Below are 15,318 nucleotides of genomic sequence, written 5' to 3'. Positions count from 1 at the left end.
CGGCTCGGCGGGAGGCATGACGCAAATGGCAGACATACAAAACACAGTCCCCCAGTCGGTCACGCCTCCCAGTGGCCGCGCAATCGCCGCCCGTGAATTCTGGGCGAATTTCTCGCGTAACCGCGGTGCGGTCGCCGCTGGCGTGATCGTGCTGTTGCTGGTTTTCATCGCGATCTTCGCGCCGTTGATCGCGCCGCATAGCCCGATCGAGCAGTACCGCGACAACGTGAAGATTCCACCGGCGTGGCTCGACGGCGGCAACTGGAAGTTCATTCTCGGCACCGACGAAGCGGGCCGCGACATCCTCTCGCGTCTGATGTACGGCGCGCGCCTGTCGTTCTGGATCGGCTTTGTCTCGGTCGTGCTGGCGTTGATTCCGGGCGTCGTGCTCGGGCTGATCGCCGCGTTCTTCGAGAAGTGGGCCGACACGCCAATCATGCGGATCATGGACGTGCTGCTCGCGTTGCCGTCGCTGCTGCTCGCCGTCGCCGTGGTCGCGATCATCGGTCCGGGTCTGGTCAACACGATGCTGGCGATTGCGATCGTGGCACTGCCAGGCTACGTGCGTTTGACGCGTGCGTCGGCGCAAGGCGAGTTGCAGAAGGAATACGTGACCGCTTCGCGTGTCGCGGGCGCCAGCACGATGCGTTTGATGTTCTCGCAAGTGCTGCCGAACTGCACCGCACCGCTGATCGTGCAAGCCACGCTCGGTTTTTCGTCGGCGATTCTCGATGCGGCCGCGCTCGGTTTTCTCGGGCTCGGCGTGCAGCCGCCGTCGGCGGAGTGGGGCGCGATGCTGGCCTCGGCGCGCGATTACATCGACAGCGCATGGTGGATCGTCACGATGCCGGGTCTGTCCATCCTGATCTCGGTGCTCGCGATCAATCTGCTCGGCGACGGGCTGCGCGATGCACTCGATCCCAAACTGAAACGGATGGCATGACATGACCTCGCTATTAACCATCCGCAACCTGGCGGTAAATTTCAACGGCCTGCCCGCCGTCGACCGCATCAGTCTCGACGTCGCCCCTGGCGAAGTCGTTGGCGTAGTCGGCGAATCGGGCTCAGGCAAAAGCGTGACGATGATGGCGCTGATGGGCCTGATCGACGCGCCCGGCATAGTCACCGCAGACGAAGTCACGTTCAACGGCACGAATCTGCTGAAGGCCTCGGCGAAGGAACGCCGCAAGATCATCGGCAAAGATATCGCGATGGTGTTCCAGGACGCGCTCACCAGTCTGAATCCGAGCTATACGGTCGGCTATCAGATCAAGGAAGTGCTGAAGCTGCACGAAGGCCTGCGCGGCAGCGCGCTCGACAAACGCGCGCTGGAATTGCTCGACCAGGTCGGCATTCCCGATCCGAAAGGGCGCATCAACTCGTTCCCGCATCAGATGTCGGGCGGCATGAACCAGCGCGTGATGATCGCGATGGCGATTGCCTGCAACCCGAAACTGCTGATCGCCGACGAGCCGACCACCGCGCTCGACGTGACGATCCAGGCGCAGATCATGGAGTTGCTGATCAAGCTGCAAAAGGAACGCGGCATGGCGCTCGTGCTGATTTCGCACGATCTCGCCGTGGTGTCCGAGGTCGCGCAGCGCGTCGCGGTCATGTACGCTGGCGAAGTGATCGAAACCAACAAGGTGCCGGATATTTTCGCGGCGCCCCATCATCCGTATACGGAAGCGCTGCTGGCCGCGATTCCCGAGCACAACGTGGGCGCGGTGCGGCTCGCGGCGTTGCCAGGGATGGTGCCGGGACGTGACGATCGTCCGAAAGGATGCCTGTTCGCGCCGCGCTGCAAGTACGTGGTCGACGACTGCGTGAAGGCGCGGCCCGCACTTGCGCCGATGCAAGGTCACGCCGAAGTGGCGCGCGTGCGCTGCATCAAACCCCTGAACCTGAGCGGCGACGCGAACGTTCACACCCATGGAGGCGCACGATGAACGCAGTACTCGAAACGCGGCGCCAGTCGGACCATGCGGGCGATCACGTGCTGGTCGCCGACCAGCTCGCGCGTTACTACACCGTCAAGCGCGGCATGTTCGCGTCGGGCACGGTGAAGGCGCTGAACGGGGTGTCGTTTGCATTGGAGCGCGGCAAGACACTGGCGGTGGTCGGTGAATCCGGTTGCGGCAAGTCCACGCTCGCGCGGCAGCTCACGATGATCGAAACGCCTAGCGCGGGTCGCCTGCTGATCGACGGTGAGGACGTGGCCGGTGCGGATCACGCGAAGATCGCCGCATTGCGGCGGCGCGTGCAGATGGTGTTCCAGAACCCGTTTGCGTCGCTGAATCCGCGTAAGACTGTCGAGCAGACGCTCGGCGAGCCGCTCGCGATCAACACGCAATTGAGCGCCACCGAACGCGCCGAACGGATCGCGCAGATGATGCGCACGGTCGGCCTGCGTCCGGAACATGCGAAGCGTTATCCGCATATGTTCTCCGGCGGTCAACGTCAGCGTGTGGCAATTGCTCGCGCGATGATTCTCGATCCACAGATCGTGGTTGCCGACGAACCGGTGTCCGCGCTCGACGTGTCGATCCAGGCGCAGATCCTGAACCTGTTCATGGACTTGCAGGAACAGTTCAAGACCAGCTACGTGTTCATCTCGCACAACCTGTCGGTGGTCGAGCATATCGCCGACGACGTGATGGTGATGTACTTCGGCGGCGTCGCCGAACTCGGCGACAAGAAGAAGATTTTCGCGAAGCCGAGGCATCCGTACACGCGCGCGTTGATGTCCGCCACACCCTCCATCTTCGAAGCGGATCGCAGCATCAAGATCAAGCTGCAGGGCGAGATGCCGTCGCCGTTGAATCCGCCGTCGGGCTGTACGTTCCATCAGCGCTGCCCGTATGTGATCGACCGTTGCCGCAGCGAAGAACCGAAGCTGCGTGAAGTGGATGGCCGTCAGGTCTCGTGTCATCGCGCCGAGGAGGTGGGGGACGTGGATGCCTGATGCAGTGGCGGCGCGTCGTATTGCGCGCCGCTCGCGTGATGGCGGCCGCCGCGCCGCTTTCGCGCGCCGCTGGGGAGCGCGCGCACTGACCGGTGCCGTGCTCCTTGGCGTCTGTACTTTTCCGGCGATGCGTGTCGCGCCGTCCGGTCTCGCTTATGCCGCGGGCGCGGCGGCCAATACGCCCGCGCAGGCCGGACGTCCGGCGGTGACGGTTCCCGGTGTGCCGACGCCGCCCCCCGCCAGTCTGCCCGGCTTTCATACCGCGCCGTCGCTGCCGCCCGCCACGCCGGGCAGCACCGCAAGCGGTCCGGTCCGCGCGCAGCCCGCGCGCATGCCGTTTTATGTCGCGACGCGCGGCACGACCACCCTCTATGTGCTGGGCACGCTGCATGTCGGCGATCCGAACGATTATCCGGCGACGCAGCCATTCCGCCCGCAGATTCTTGCCGCGCTGGCCGCATCGCCGACGCTGGCACTCGAACTGTCTCCCGACGAACTGCTGGTCTCGCAAGACGACGTGTCGAAGTACGGCGTCTGCCGGCACGACTGTCTGCCCGGTTTGTTGCCCGAACCTCTGTGGCACAAGCTGGCGATGAGGTTGCGCGGCAACCCCGCCGCGCTCGACGCCATCAAGAAGATGCGGCCATGGCTCGCGTCACTGGTGGTCGAAACGTACGACTCGCTGAGCGCCGGCCTGCAGACCGAGTACGGCTCGGAAGCGCAATTGCAGAACGTGTATCTGAAGACGCGCGGCAAGATCGTCGGTCTTGAAACCTTGCCGCAGCAGATGCGTGCGTTCACGAATCTTTCGTTGGCTCAGCAGCGCGAAATGCTCGCGCAGGATCTCGTGCAAACGCCCGCACAAAATGTCGCCGACGTGCACGCGCTGCACCGGCTGTGGCAGGTTGGCGATGCCGACGCGATTGCCGCGTGGCAGGCCGCCAAGTCCGAGAATCTGGCGCGCGACAAGCGCGTCTCCGATTCGATCGACAACCGGATCGTCTACGAGCGCAACCGGCGCTTCGTGTCGCGGATGCTACAGATCGCCGCGCCGAACAAGCCGGTGTTCGTGGCCATCGGTGCGTTGCATCTGGGCGGACCGAAAGGCGTGCTGCAGCTTTTGCGGCAGCGCGGCTTCGTGGTGGAACCGGGCTGACGCGCTACAAAAACATCATGAAGTTCAGCAGAAAGATGTTGATGACCAGCATGGTCAGCGCCGTAGGAATCTGCACTTTGATCACCGCGTTCTTATCCGGCAATTCCAGTAAGGCGACCGGCACCATGTTGAAGTTCGCTGCCATCGGCGTCATCAGCGTGCCGCAGTAGCCGGAAAACATGCCGATTGCTGCCATCACCGCCGGATTGCCGTGGAACACGCCCACCAGAATCGGCACGCCGACACCGCCTGTCATCACCGGGAACGCGGCGAAGCCGTTGCCCATCACCATCGTGAACAGCGCCATGCCGATGCAATACACAGCGACCGCCACGAAACGGTAGTCGAGGCTGATATAAGCCGTGGTGACGTGCGCAACGGCCTTGCCGACGCCCGCATCGGAGAACACGAGACCGAGCATGCCCAGCATTTGCGGCAGCACGGCGGCCCACGATAATGCATCGACCAGCCGGCGCGCTTCTTTCATCGACTGACCGACGGTATCACGCGTCATCACGCAGGCAATCGCGAGCGCGATCACGCAGCCCAGGCCGAAGCCGATCAGCGTGACGTTGGCCTTTTCGATCAGCGGAACGCCGCTAAAGATCAGGTGACTCGCCGACAGCGTGATGATCACGGTCACCACAGGAATCGTCAGCGCCGGTATGAACAGCTTGTTGCCCAGCCGCGCGGCGCTGGCCTTGCGGGCCTCGGGCGACAGCGTTTTGGGCTTTGCCGCCGTGACGCCGCCGAAGCCGGCAATCAGCGCCATCACGATCACTGCGACGCCGACCACAGCAGGCGGCAACCGGTCGCCGATCAGAAAGATCAACGCGTAGAGAATCCAGAAGCCGCCAGCGGTGAAGCGGCGCGGGTGCTCCCTGTCTGTGACGATCATCCCGCCGATCACCAGCAGCACGATACCCAGCAGCCAGAACAGATAGTTGATGGTGAACGTCATGCTTTGTCTCCCGCAGCGGGTTGCGTCGACGAAACCGGCGCATTGCCGCGCAGTTCGCGTTCGAGCCGCCGGTCGAGCAGATACAGACGGAAGCCGTGAACGAGGAACGCGCAGATCGCCGTCGGAATGCCCCACACGGCGACATGAATCGGCTCGACAACGATGCCTGCCTCTTTCAGGAAGGTGGTCATCAGCACGATTGCGCCGAATGCGACGAAGATGTCCTCGCCGAAGAACAGGCCGACGTTGTCGGTCGCAGCGGAGAACGCGCGCAAGCGGAATCGCACGGCATCGCTGAGTTTGCCGAAGCGGGTTTCGGCCGCGCCTTCGGCCATCGGCGCGATCAGCGGCCGCACCATTTGCGGATGTCCGCCGAGACCGGTCAAGCCGACAGACGCAGTGAGCTCACGCACCAGCAGATAAACGATCAGCAGACGGCCTGCAGTCGCCGCCTTGATGCCGCTGATCCAGGTCTGCGCGCGCTCGCGCAGACCGTGTCGTTCGAGCAGCCCGATCACCGCGAGCGGCAGAAGAATGATCAGCGGGATATTGCGCGTCTTGATGAAGCCGGTGCCGATCAGCGCGAGAATTTTTTCAGGTGGGAAATTCGCGGCAAGCCCGGTGACGATCGCGGCGACCGCCACGATCAGCATCGGATTAAACCGCAACAAAAAGCCAACGATGATGACGGCCACGCCAATCAGCGGCCATAGACTGACAGTTGTCTGCATCCGGATCTCCAAACAGGGTTCAACCTCGCCGCTTGTGACGGCGAACAGGGTTATGGCGCGTGGCGGCCCGTCCCTACGCCTTCTGGTTGTCGCGGCTCTTGGCGGCCGCGTTGCTTTCGACTGCGATTACCTGCACCTGCACCTGCACCTGCGTTGCTGCGCGACTGCGGGTACTGCGGGTACTGCGGGTACTGCAATACGACCGGCACCTGGCAAACGCCCCGCGTGAGAGCGGGGCGTCTGAGGTGTCGCAGGAAAGTTAAATGGCGCTGTTTGTATCGCTGATGTTGACCCTGTCGTCTACACGCGTGCTGCGCCCGCCGCGTGAACTTCGATACCGGCCGCTTCGAGCGCGCCGCGAATGCGTTTCGCAAACGCCAGCGCGTGAGGACCATCGCCATGCAGGCAGATGGTTTGCGCGTTCAGCGGCACCCATTGACCGTCCACCGCCTGCACGCGCTGGTCGCTGACCATCGCGAGCGTGCGCTGCAACACCTCGTCTTCATCGTCGAGCAACGCACCCGGCTGGTTGCGCGGCACGAGTGAGCCGTCCGCGCGATAGCCACGGTCGGCGAAGACTTCTTCGATCGCGGTGAGGCCTGCGTTGCGTGCCGCCGTCACGAGACCGCTGTTGGCGAGCGCGAACACTGCCACCGATGGATCGAAATCGTGTACCGCCGACACGATCGCGTCAGCGATCCTGGCGTCGCGCGCGGCCTGGTTGTACAGCGCGCCGTGCGGCTTGACGTGCGCGATGCGGCCGCCTTCGGCCTGCGCAATCGCCGACAGCGCGCCAAGCTGATACAGCACGCCCGCGTAAATCTCGCCGACCGGCAAATCCATTTCCTTGCGGCCGAAATTCCCGGGATCGTTGAAGCTTGGATGCGCGCCGATCGACACACCTTTTTGCACCGCCCAACGCACGCATTCGCGCATCGTATTGGCGTCGCCCGCGTGCCAGCCGCACGCAATGTTCGCCGAGCTGACGAGTGCGAGCAACGCTTCGTCGGAGCCGCAGCCTTCGCCGAGGTCGGCGTTCAAATCGATTTCCATGGTGTTGCCCTCCTGATTGCAAGTGCCCTCCGGTCTGGCGTCTTTCGCGCCAGACTGCCGAAGGGACGACGCCTTCCCGGCAGCAAACCGGAGGCGCCCCTGCGTTTTCCCGTTACACCGCCGCAGCCGCCAGCTGACGCGCGCAGCGTTCTTCATGCATCGCGATCGCGGCGTCGATCTGCCGTAAATACGTGCGTTCTTCCAGCAAAGCCTGACGCGCTTCATAAGTCGTCGTCGGGATAAAGCGTACGGACGCGTTCAGCCTGACCTGCGCAAGTTTCCACAGATCCGCCTGAATCACGGCGCCGATCTTCGGATAACCGCCGGTGGTCTGCGCATCGCTCATCAACACGATGGGCTGGCCGTTCGGCGGCACCTGAATGGTCCCCGGCAGCACCGCGTGCGACAGCAGATCGGTCTTCTGCGCGCGTTTCAATTCGGCACCCGCGAGGCGATAACCCATCCGGTTGCTGTTCGGCGTGACGAGCCACTCGTCGGACCAGAACGCTTCCTGCGCGTCCGCGGTGAAGCTGTCGTATTCCGGGCCGCGTAGCACGCGAATCGGAATCGCCCAAGGCACACCCGACGGATGACGCCCCCGCCGCAGTGGTTCGTGAACCAGCACGAACTTGCACCAGTGAGGCGCTTTCACACCGAATTCCGGCGCCTCGGGCGTGAAGCCGACATGGCCGCGCGGCGGCGGCGCGCCGACCGGCAAGCGGTCGCCATCGCGCAGCGCGCGGCCGCCGAGTCCGCCGAACTGACCGGCGAGGTCGGTGCCGCGCGAGCCGAGCATCGGCAGGACATCGATGCCGCCTGCTACGCACACGTAGCCGCGCATGCCGCGCTTCGCACCGTTCAGCACCAGTTCCTGACCGGCTTGCACCGGCAGGCTCCACCATGAATAGACCGGCTTGCCGTCGAGCGTCGCGCCGAATTCAGTGCCGGTGATCGCCACCCGGGTGGCGCGCAGAAAGCGCAGCACGGTGGGGCCAAAGGTGATTTCGAGACCGGCCGCATCGGGACGGTTGCCCACCAGCCGATTACCGACTTCCAGCGACAGACGGTCGAGCGCGCCCCCCATCGCTACCCCGAGATGCCGATAGCCGTGACGGCCCAGATCCTGAATCGTGGTCAGCAGACCCGCGCGAATCACATCGATCATGCGTGTATCCCCGCGATGGCGAAGCGCACCCGGTCGCCGGGTTGCAGCAGCGTGGGCGGCCGGCGCGCGGCGTCGAAGAGCGACAGATCGGTGCGTCCGATCAACTGCCAACCACCCGGCGACGTAGCCGGATAAATGCCCGTCTGCTCCCCGCCGATCCCCACCGACCCCGCCGGCACTTCAAGCCTCGGCGACGCCCGGCGGGGGGTGTGCAGCGCGGCTTCGAGGCCGCCCATATAGGCGAAGCCCGGCTGGAAGCCGAGGAAGAACACGACATACTCGCCGCTCGAATGGCGTTGCACGATTTCGCTCACGCTGAGTCCGGTGTGATCGGCGACGGCTTGCAGATCCGGGCCAAATTCGCCGCCATAGTGCACCGGTATCTCCACTTCGCGACCCGCTTCGGCCACACCGCTGGCCGCGTTCCAGGCTTTCAGCAACTCGCTGGCGAGCGCTTCGCGGTCGGCTTCGAGTGGATCGAAGACGAGCGTCAGGTTGTTCATGCCCGGCACGACTTCCAGCACATGCGGCCAGTCGCGCGCGGCCTCGGCGGCCGCCCACACACGCTGCTGGCACGCCAGCGTCGCGGGCGGCGGCGATTCGCAGACAAGCGCGGCATCGCCGAGCGGAAAAATTCTTGGTTGGCTCATGGCTTCACAGCCCGGTTCGAGTGAAAGGAGTCGAGCACGCAGCGCTCTTTGATGCCTGCCGACCTCCTGGCCGGCCTCTGACACACGATGATTGAAGCGTACATTATCAATAAAATATCAACAATTTATCAATAAGCGTTTTTGCCAGGCTCGCCGGGACGGGCGGCGCGTCGTACACTCCCGTCACCTTTCCATCCCGTTTCCTCGAGAATTTCCGCCATGTCACGCCATCCCACCAAGATCGTCTCCTCGGAACATCTCGTGTCCGAGACCAGCGCGGAACTGTCCGAACTCGAGTACGCATTGATCATGGCCGGCAATGCGTTCAACCGGTGGATGGTGCGTTGCATGTCGGCCGCCGGCGACAAGGACATGACCGCCATCGAAGTATCGCTGCTTCATCATGTCAGCCACCGTGAGCGTCGCAAGAAACTGGCGGACATCTGCTTCGTGCTGAACATCGAAGACACGCACATCGCCACGTACGCGTTGAAGAAGCTCGTAGCTAGAGGGTATGTAAAAAGCGAAAAGACCGGCAAGGAAGTGTTCTTCTCGGCAACCGACGTGGGCCGCGAGTTGTGTCTGAAGTATCGGGAAGTGCGCGAGAGCTGCCTGATTTCAACGCTGAAGGAAAGCGGGCTGACCAACGAGCAGATCGGCGACGCGGCGCAGTTGATGCGCAACGCGTCCGGTTTGTACGACACGGCGGCGCGGGCGGCGGCATCTTTATAAGCCTGGTTGGCCGGTTGGCGCGAAGGCATGAAGCGCCGGGCCGCCGCGTTCGCCTGAAATCAACTCAACGTGGCGGATAAAGCCCGGCTTCCGTCACGATCAGATCGAGCGGAATGTCGTGCGCTTCACGTTGCAGATCTTGCGTGCGGCACGCTTCATACGCGATGCCCACCGTGATCGGCTTCTTCGATCCCGGCCATGCGGCCAGCGTGCGATCGTAGTAACCGCCGCCATATCCGAGCCGGTAGCCATCGGCATCAAATCCGACACACGGCACGAACAGCAGTGCGGGAACCACCGCGCGACCGGAAGTCGGCTCAGCGATCTTGTGATGGCCGATTTTCATCGGCGTCTCAGGCGTCCATGCATGAAACTCGAGCGGCACGCCGCGTTCTTTGACAATCGGCAAGCTGGCTTCGCGCTGTGCATTGGCGGCCAGCCAGGCAGAGATTGCGGGGCGCGCGTCGAACTCGCCCGCGAGCGGCCAGTAGAAGCCCACGCTGTCCGCTTCGTAGTGCTTCAGCGCGTCCAGCACACGACGGCCCAGCGCGACGTTGCAGGCCGGGTCGGAAGCCGCTTGTAGCCTTGCTTCCAATAGCATTCGACGCAACGCCTTTTTCGATTCCGGGATAGGGTTGCATGCTATGCTTGGGTTCAATTCGCGCTCCAGAAACAACGATGTCAAAACGCCTTTACCGAGTATATCGCGCGGCCGGTCTGGCGCTCGCCGCTGCGGCACTCGTCGCGTGCAGCACAGCCTCAGCCGTCAAGCCCATCCCCATTTCGCAGCTCACCGACGACGACCAGACCTTCGTCCAGTTGCGTGAAGCGGCCCGCAATAACGACGCAGCGCGTGCCGCCCAGCTGGCCAGCATGATCCCGAACTATCCGGCGCCTGGATATGTGGAGTACTTCCAGATCAAGCCGCAATTGTTCGATTCGTCGGGCCATGCGCGCACTGACGCGCCGGACACACCGGTGCTGGCATTCCTGCAGAAGTACGACGGCCAGGCCATCGCCGACCGCATGCGCAACGACTACCTCACGGTGCTCGGCACGCGTCATGACTGGCGCAACTTCGATCAGCAATACGCGCGCTTCGTGTTGAACGACGACACGCAGGTGAAGTGTTACGCGCTCGAATCGCGCGCATCGCGTGGCGAGAACGTGGCGGATGCCGCGCGTGCGTTACTGGTCGATCCGAAATGGTATGGCGACGGCTGCGTCGACCTGATCACCATGCTGGGCGTGAGCCGCCAGTTCAGCACCGACGACATCTGGCAACAGATCCGCCTCGCGTATGAGCAGAACTACACCAACACCGGCAGCAAGCTGCTCGACGCACTGAGCAACAACCCGCCTGATCCGACGCTGTTCGCGCAGGCCACCAGTACGCCGCCGTTGTTGCTGGCGCGCGGCGTCGGTCCGGATTCGCAATCGCATCAACTGGCGTTGCTCGCGATCACCCGCATGGCACGCAACGACCCGGCTATGGCTGCGGCGACGTTTGCGTCGGTGGCGCCTTCGCTGAATTCGCCGGAGCGCGCAATCGGGTGGGGCACGATTGCCTATCAGGCCGCCGCCAAGCAGATGCCGAGCGCAGTGGACTGGTACCGCCTGTCGGCGAATGCGCCGCTGTCGAATCCCGCGTATGAATGGCGTACCCGCACCGCGCTGCTGGCGGGCGACTGGAACATGGTGCGCTGGTCGATCGAACAGATGCCCGAGGCGCTGCGCAACCAGCCGTCGTGGGTGTACTGGCATGCCCGTGCGCTCAAGCAGGCTGGCGACACGGCCACCGCCAACCAGGAATTCGCGTCGATCTCGCAAGGCTTCAACTTCTACGGCCAACTGGCTTCGGAAGAACTCGGCCAGAAGATCATGGTGCCGCAGAAGACCACCGTCAGCGACGCCGAAGTCCAGCAGGCTGCGAATACGCCTGGCTTCGATCTGGCGCAACGCTTCTATGCAATGAATCTGCGGCTCGAAGGCAATCGCGAATGGAACTGGCCGCTGCGCACCATGAGCGACCGGCAACTGCTCGCAGCCGCCGAATACGCGCGCCGTATCCAGCTCTATGACCGCACCGTCAACACGGCCGATCGCACGAAGACCGACCACGATTTCTCGCTGCGGTATCTGTCGCCGTTCCGCGATATCGTCGACCGCGACGCGCAGTCCAATGGGCTGGACGTGGAGTGGGCGTATGGCCTGATCCGCCAGGAATCGCGTTTCATCATGAATGCGCGCTCCGAAGTCGGCGCGAGCGGGCTGATGCAGTTGATGCCGGGCACCGCGCAACTGGTCGCGAAAAAGATCGGCCTCGGCCCGATTTCGCGCGAGCAGATGAACGACATCAACACCAACATCCTGCTGGGCACCAACTACCTGTCGATGATCTACAATCAGTTCGACGGGTCCGCCGTGCTGGCCACCGCCGGCTATAACGCGGGTCCTGGCCGTCCACGCAACTGGCGCGCTTCGTTGCAGCATCCGGTTGAAGGCGCGATCTTCGCTGAAGCGATTCCGTTCCAGGAAACGCGTGACTACGTGAAGAACGTGCTGTCCAACACGGTCTATTACGCGGCATTGTTCGAAGGCCGTCCGCAATCGCTGAAGGCGCGTCTGGGTTACATCGCACCGTAAGCGCCGTGCCGCCGCTGCCTCGCCCGAGGCCGCGGCGCGCCACGCCAGCCGTTGCCGCGGCTTCCACCAGGGAGTCGAAAATGCGACATCAAGCCATTGCGATCATCGGTGGTTCCGGGTTTATCGGCAGCCACCTCGTCAACTCGCTTGTCGAACTGGGCAAAGACGTCCGCATCGCCACCCGGCGGCGCTATAACGCCCGCCATCTCACCTTGTTGCCTATCGACGTGATCGAAACCGATGTGTTCGATCCGGTCCAGCTCGCGCGCTTCGTCGAGGGCGCCGATTGCGTGATCAATCTCGTGGCCACATTGAACGGCAACCGTGGCAAGCCCTACGGTTCGGAGTTTGCGCGAATGCATGTCGAGTTGCCGACCCGCATCGTGGCCGCGTGTGAAGGCAAGGGCGTGCATCGGCTGATTCACATCAGCGCGCTCGGTGCCGATTCGAACGGCCCGAGCATGTACGCGCGCTCGAAGGGCGACGGCGAGAAAGCGGTGCACGCAGCGAATCTGGCGTGGACGATTTTTCGTCCGTCCGTGGTGTTTGGTCCTGAAGATGAATTCCTCAATAAATTCGCGTTCCTGCAACGTATGTTTCCGGCTATCCCGCTGGCGATGCCCGACGCGAAGTTCCAGCCGGTGTACGTCGGCGACGTGGCGAAGGCGATTGCCAACGTGATCGATCTCGACGCCGCCAGCGGCCGCACCTACGAACTGGGCGGCCCGACCGTCTATACCCTCGAAGACCTCGTCAGCTATTGCGGCGACGTGATCGGCAAGCACGCACGGATCATCCGTCTGCCGGAAGCGTTCGCGCGTTTGCAGGCGCTCACGTTTGAAATGGCGCCGGGCAAACCGGTGATCTCGCGCGACAATCTCGATTCGATGAAAGTCGACAATGTGCTGAGCTCACCTGTCGCACCTGAACTCGGCATCGAGCCGACTAGCATCGAAACGATCGCGCCGACTTATCTGACCGGCGCGTCGACGCGTTCGCGCTTCGATGCGTTCCGCGCGACCGCGGGTCGTTAGAGCACATTCTTTTTTTCCGCCTCAACCAGGTCAAACAGAAAGACAAAGCATGAAGCTGATTATTGGTGACAAGAATTATTCGTCATGGTCGATGCGCCCATGGCTGCTGCTGAAGCAATTCGACATTTCGTTCGAAGAGGTGTTGGTCCATTTGTACCGGCCCAGTACGACTGCGGAAGTTCTCGCTTTCGCGCCTGACGGGCCGGGCAAGGTGCCATGCCTGATCGATGAAACAGGGGCGGCCGTATGGGATTCGCTGGCGATTGCCGAAACGCTGGCCGAGCGCTTCACGCAGCATGCGCTGTGGCCGCGCGACCCGGCGGCGCGTGCCCGCGCGCGCTGCGTGAGCGCGGAGATGCATTCGGGCTTCGGCGCATTGCGCTCGAACATGTGGATGAATATCCGTGCATCGTTTCCCGGCAAGAACGCGACGCCCGAGGCGCTGGCCGATATCGCGCGAATCGAGGCGATCTGGCGCGACTGCCTCGACACGTATGGCGGACCTTTCCTGTTCGGCGAGTTCAGCATTGCCGACGCAATGTACGCGCCGGTCGTGATGCGCTTCAACACGTGGCAGCCGGGGTTGTCCGAGACCGCGTTGGCTTATGTCGAGCGGATCAACGCATTGCCGGCAGTCCGTGAATGGATCGATGCGTCGCGCGGCGAAACTCATGCGATTCCGTACCAAGACGTATGCCCATGAAGATCTACGCGGTAGGCGGCGCGATCCGCGACGAGTTGTTGGGCGTGCCGGCGCTGGATCGCGATTACGTCGTGGTCGGGGCGACGCCGGAGCAGATGGTGGCGCAGGGTTATCGTCCGGTGGGCAAGGATTTTCCGGTGTTTCTGCATCCGCAGACACACGAGGAGTACGCGCTCGCTCGCACGGAACGCAAGACGGCAGCGGGTTATCACGGCTTCCAGTTTTTCTATGCACCGGACGTCACGCTCGAAGAGGACCTCGCGCGGCGCGACCTGACGGTCAATGCGATGGCGCGGGAAGTGCGCCCGGACGGTGAGTTGACTGGCCCGGTGATCGATCCGTTCAACGGCCAGGCCGACTTGCAGGCGAAACTCTTTCGCCATGTCAGCGATGCGTTTCTCGAAGATCCCGTGCGGATTCTGCGGATTGCGCGTTTTGCGGCCCGCTTTGTCGACTTCACCGTCGCGCCGGAAACCCAGGCGCTGATGCGCAAGATGGTTGCCGACGGCGAGGTAGATGCGCTGGTGGCCGAACGCGTGTGGCAGGAAGTTTCGCGTGGGTTGATGGAAAAAAGGCCTTCGCGGATGTTCGGCGTGCTGCGTGAATGCGGCGCGTTGGCGCGGATTCTGCCGGAAATCGATGCGCTCTATGGCGTGCCGCAACGGGCCGACTATCACCCGGAAGTGGATACGGGCGTCCACGTGATGATGGTGGTCGATCATGCCGCGCAGCAGGGTTATGCGCTACCGGTCCGGTTCGCGGCGCTGACGCACGACCTCGGCAAGGCCACGACGCCCGAAGACGTGCTGCCACGACATATCGGCCACGAGGGACGCAGTGTCGATCTGTTGAAGCCGCTTTGCGAACGGTTGCGTGTGCCCAACGATTGCCGCGATCTGGCGCTGCTGGTGGCGCGCGAGCACGGCAACATTCATCGCGTGATGGACATGGGGGCGGCTGCGCTGGTGCGCTTGCTGGAACGTAGCGATGCGATCCGCAAACCCGCGCGCTTTGCGGAAGCGTTGCAGGCTTGCGAGGCGGATGCACGGGGGCGGCTTGGGTTCGAGACGCGCGATTATCCGCAGGCTGAGCGCTTGCGCCTGGCGCTGGTTGCCGCGCGTGGCGTGGATGCCGGCGCGGTGGCCAAACGGCTTGCCGATGCGCCAGCCGGCATCAAGGACGCGGTGCATCAGGAGCGGGTTCACGCGGTGGAAGCGGCGCTGGGGTAAGGCGGCGGCTCTTTGCGTTGTCGATCACGGTAGGTTCGCGCATGCGGCCGTGATCGAACGTCAAGGCCCTAGGCAAACCAAAGCTACAACAGCCTTGCCACAAGCGATAACAGCATCGACAACACCAGCGTCGACATAAACGGAAACGGGTATTCACGCCCGAACATGCGCAGCGTCACGTCGCCGGGCATCCGGCCAATGCCGATTTTTCTGAGCCACGGCCAGCAGGACGACAGCACCGCCACTGCAATAAACGTAGTCAACAGCCAGCGGATCATCGCGCGTTCCTGGGG

16 protein-coding genes are annotated in these 15,318 nt (G+C 63.3%); 9 read left to right on the top strand and 7 right to left on the bottom strand.

Annotated features, from left to right (window positions below):
• Nucleotides 1-25 precede the first annotated feature (25 nt).
• The 4 genes from LMG28727_RS16670 to LMG28727_RS16655 are packed head-to-tail and all read left to right on the top strand — an operon-like array spanning nucleotide 26 to nucleotide 4,121.
• Nucleotides 26-943 carry an ABC transporter permease subunit gene (locus LMG28727_RS16670; protein WP_201643419.1) on the top strand — a complete coding sequence of 306 codons (918 nt, stop codon included), beginning with the start codon at nucleotides 26-28 and terminating at the stop codon, nucleotides 941-943.
• A 1-nt stretch (nucleotide 944) separates the two neighbouring features.
• Nucleotides 945-1,949 (top strand): ABC transporter ATP-binding protein, encoded by a 1,005-nt coding sequence (locus tag LMG28727_RS16665; RefSeq protein ID WP_201643418.1) that lies wholly within the window; start codon nucleotides 945-947, stop codon nucleotides 1,947-1,949.
• Complete coding sequence (locus LMG28727_RS16660) at nucleotides 1,946-2,965, top strand: peptide ABC transporter ATP-binding protein (protein WP_201643417.1); 1,020 nt, start codon at nucleotides 1,946-1,948, stop codon at nucleotides 2,963-2,965. The genes LMG28727_RS16665 and LMG28727_RS16660 overlap by 4 nt, the downstream gene beginning before the upstream one ends.
• Nucleotides 2,958-4,121, top strand: a complete 1,164-nt coding sequence (locus LMG28727_RS16655; RefSeq protein WP_201643416.1) for a TraB/GumN family protein — start codon at nucleotides 2,958-2,960, stop codon at nucleotides 4,119-4,121. Before LMG28727_RS16660 ends, LMG28727_RS16655 begins: the two co-directional genes overlap by 8 nt.
• A gap of 4 nt (nucleotides 4,122-4,125) precedes the next feature.
• Here LMG28727_RS16655 and LMG28727_RS16650 read toward each other — a convergent pair whose 3' ends face one another.
• From LMG28727_RS16650 to pxpB, 5 genes are all read right to left on the bottom strand, one after another.
• The gene (locus tag LMG28727_RS16650) at nucleotides 4,126-5,082 is read right to left on the bottom strand and encodes a DUF979 domain-containing protein (RefSeq protein WP_201643415.1); all 957 of its coding nucleotides are present in this window, start codon (nucleotides 5,080-5,082) and stop codon (nucleotides 4,126-4,128) included.
• Nucleotides 5,079-5,813, bottom strand: coding sequence for a DUF969 domain-containing protein (locus LMG28727_RS16645; RefSeq protein WP_201643414.1), 735 nt, complete (start codon nucleotides 5,811-5,813; stop codon nucleotides 5,079-5,081). Before LMG28727_RS16645 ends, LMG28727_RS16650 begins: the two co-directional genes overlap by 4 nt.
• A gap of 300 nt (nucleotides 5,814-6,113) precedes the next feature.
• The gene (gene pxpA / locus LMG28727_RS16640; protein WP_201643413.1) at nucleotides 6,114-6,866 is read right to left on the bottom strand and encodes a 5-oxoprolinase subunit PxpA; all 753 of its coding nucleotides are present in this window, start codon (nucleotides 6,864-6,866) and stop codon (nucleotides 6,114-6,116) included.
• Nucleotides 6,867-6,978: 112 nt separating this feature from the next.
• On the bottom strand, nucleotides 6,979-8,031 hold the full coding sequence (locus LMG28727_RS16635; RefSeq protein WP_201643412.1) for a 5-oxoprolinase subunit C family protein: 1,053 nt from the start codon (nucleotides 8,029-8,031) through the stop codon (nucleotides 6,979-6,981).
• The gene (pxpB, locus tag LMG28727_RS16630; protein WP_201643411.1) at nucleotides 8,028-8,681 is read right to left on the bottom strand and encodes a 5-oxoprolinase subunit PxpB; all 654 of its coding nucleotides are present in this window, start codon (nucleotides 8,679-8,681) and stop codon (nucleotides 8,028-8,030) included. The genes LMG28727_RS16635 and pxpB overlap by 4 nt, the downstream gene beginning before the upstream one ends.
• 219 nt (nucleotides 8,682-8,900) lie before the next feature.
• Here pxpB and LMG28727_RS16625 point away from each other — a divergent pair, with 219 nt between their 5' ends.
• Entirely contained in the window at nucleotides 8,901-9,413 is a 513-nt protein-coding gene (locus LMG28727_RS16625; RefSeq protein ID WP_201643410.1) for a winged helix DNA-binding protein, read from the top strand.
• Between the two features lie 64 nt (nucleotides 9,414-9,477).
• Here LMG28727_RS16625 and LMG28727_RS16620 read toward each other — a convergent pair whose 3' ends face one another.
• On the bottom strand, nucleotides 9,478-10,014 hold the full coding sequence (locus LMG28727_RS16620) for a 5-formyltetrahydrofolate cyclo-ligase (RefSeq protein WP_236592008.1): 537 nt from the start codon (nucleotides 10,012-10,014) through the stop codon (nucleotides 9,478-9,480).
• 77 nt (nucleotides 10,015-10,091) lie between these two features.
• Between LMG28727_RS16620 and LMG28727_RS16615 the strand changes: the two genes are divergently transcribed.
• The 4 genes from LMG28727_RS16615 to LMG28727_RS16600 all read left to right on the top strand — a co-directional run bounded on the left by LMG28727_RS16615 (nucleotide 10,092) and on the right by LMG28727_RS16600 (nucleotide 15,025).
• On the top strand, nucleotides 10,092-12,059 hold the full coding sequence (locus tag LMG28727_RS16615) for a lytic transglycosylase domain-containing protein (protein ID WP_201643409.1): 1,968 nt from the start codon (nucleotides 10,092-10,094) through the stop codon (nucleotides 12,057-12,059).
• Nucleotides 12,060-12,139: 80 nt separating this feature from the next.
• Nucleotides 12,140-13,093, top strand: a complete 954-nt coding sequence (locus LMG28727_RS16610; RefSeq protein ID WP_201643408.1) for a complex I NDUFA9 subunit family protein — start codon at nucleotides 12,140-12,142, stop codon at nucleotides 13,091-13,093.
• 49 nt (nucleotides 13,094-13,142) lie between these two features.
• Nucleotides 13,143-13,796, top strand: a complete 654-nt coding sequence (locus LMG28727_RS16605) for a glutathione S-transferase family protein (protein WP_201643407.1) — start codon at nucleotides 13,143-13,145, stop codon at nucleotides 13,794-13,796.
• Nucleotides 13,793-15,025, top strand: a complete 1,233-nt coding sequence (locus LMG28727_RS16600) for a multifunctional CCA addition/repair protein (RefSeq protein WP_201643406.1) — start codon at nucleotides 13,793-13,795, stop codon at nucleotides 15,023-15,025. The genes LMG28727_RS16605 and LMG28727_RS16600 overlap by 4 nt, the downstream gene beginning before the upstream one ends.
• A gap of 83 nt (nucleotides 15,026-15,108) precedes the next feature.
• Here LMG28727_RS16600 and LMG28727_RS16595 read toward each other — a convergent pair whose 3' ends face one another.
• Nucleotides 15,109-15,303, bottom strand: coding sequence for a DUF2905 domain-containing protein (locus LMG28727_RS16595; RefSeq protein WP_201643405.1), 195 nt, complete (start codon nucleotides 15,301-15,303; stop codon nucleotides 15,109-15,111).
• Between the last annotated feature and the right edge of the window lie 15 nt (nucleotides 15,304-15,318).

The sequence above is a fragment of the Paraburkholderia metrosideri genome (assembly GCF_904848625.1).
In the GTDB taxonomy this organism is placed as follows: Bacteria; Pseudomonadota; Gammaproteobacteria; order Burkholderiales; family Burkholderiaceae; genus Paraburkholderia; species Paraburkholderia metrosideri.
This window is presented reverse-complemented; position numbering and strand designations above follow the sequence as displayed.

Excerpts from the sequence above, each read along its gene's own strand:
- LMG28727_RS16605 (WP_201643407.1), top strand. The coding sequence starts at position 13,143 with ATGAAGCTGATTATTGGTGACAAGAATTATTCGTCATGGTCGATGCGC.
- LMG28727_RS16600 (WP_201643406.1), top strand. The coding sequence starts at position 13,793 with ATGAAGATCTACGCGGTAGGCGGCGCGATCCGCGACGAGTTGTTGGGC.
- LMG28727_RS16665 (WP_201643418.1), top strand. The coding sequence starts at position 945 with ATGACCTCGCTATTAACCATCCGCAACCTGGCGGTAAATTTCAACGGC.
- pxpA (WP_201643413.1), bottom strand. The coding sequence starts at position 6,866 with ATGGAAATCGATTTGAACGCCGACCTCGGCGAAGGCTGCGGCTCCGAC.
- LMG28727_RS16610 (WP_201643408.1), top strand. The coding sequence starts at position 12,140 with ATGCGACATCAAGCCATTGCGATCATCGGTGGTTCCGGGTTTATCGGC.
- LMG28727_RS16670 (WP_201643419.1), top strand. The coding sequence starts at position 26 with ATGGCAGACATACAAAACACAGTCCCCCAGTCGGTCACGCCTCCCAGT.
- LMG28727_RS16645 (WP_201643414.1), bottom strand. The coding sequence starts at position 5,813 with ATGCAGACAACTGTCAGTCTATGGCCGCTGATTGGCGTGGCCGTCATC.
- LMG28727_RS16615 (WP_201643409.1), top strand. The coding sequence starts at position 10,092 with ATGTCAAAACGCCTTTACCGAGTATATCGCGCGGCCGGTCTGGCGCTC.
- LMG28727_RS16660 (WP_201643417.1), top strand. The coding sequence starts at position 1,946 with ATGAACGCAGTACTCGAAACGCGGCGCCAGTCGGACCATGCGGGCGAT.
- LMG28727_RS16620 (WP_236592008.1), bottom strand. The coding sequence starts at position 10,014 with ATGCTATTGGAAGCAAGGCTACAAGCGGCTTCCGACCCGGCCTGCAAC.
- LMG28727_RS16625 (WP_201643410.1), top strand. The coding sequence starts at position 8,901 with ATGTCACGCCATCCCACCAAGATCGTCTCCTCGGAACATCTCGTGTCC.
- LMG28727_RS16650 (WP_201643415.1), bottom strand. The coding sequence starts at position 5,082 with ATGACGTTCACCATCAACTATCTGTTCTGGCTGCTGGGTATCGTGCTG.
- LMG28727_RS16655 (WP_201643416.1), top strand. The coding sequence starts at position 2,958 with ATGCCTGATGCAGTGGCGGCGCGTCGTATTGCGCGCCGCTCGCGTGAT.
- LMG28727_RS16635 (WP_201643412.1), bottom strand. The coding sequence starts at position 8,031 with ATGATCGATGTGATTCGCGCGGGTCTGCTGACCACGATTCAGGATCTG.
- pxpB (WP_201643411.1), bottom strand. The coding sequence starts at position 8,681 with ATGAGCCAACCAAGAATTTTTCCGCTCGGCGATGCCGCGCTTGTCTGC.
- LMG28727_RS16595 (WP_201643405.1), bottom strand. The coding sequence starts at position 15,303 with ATGATCCGCTGGCTGTTGACTACGTTTATTGCAGTGGCGGTGCTGTCG.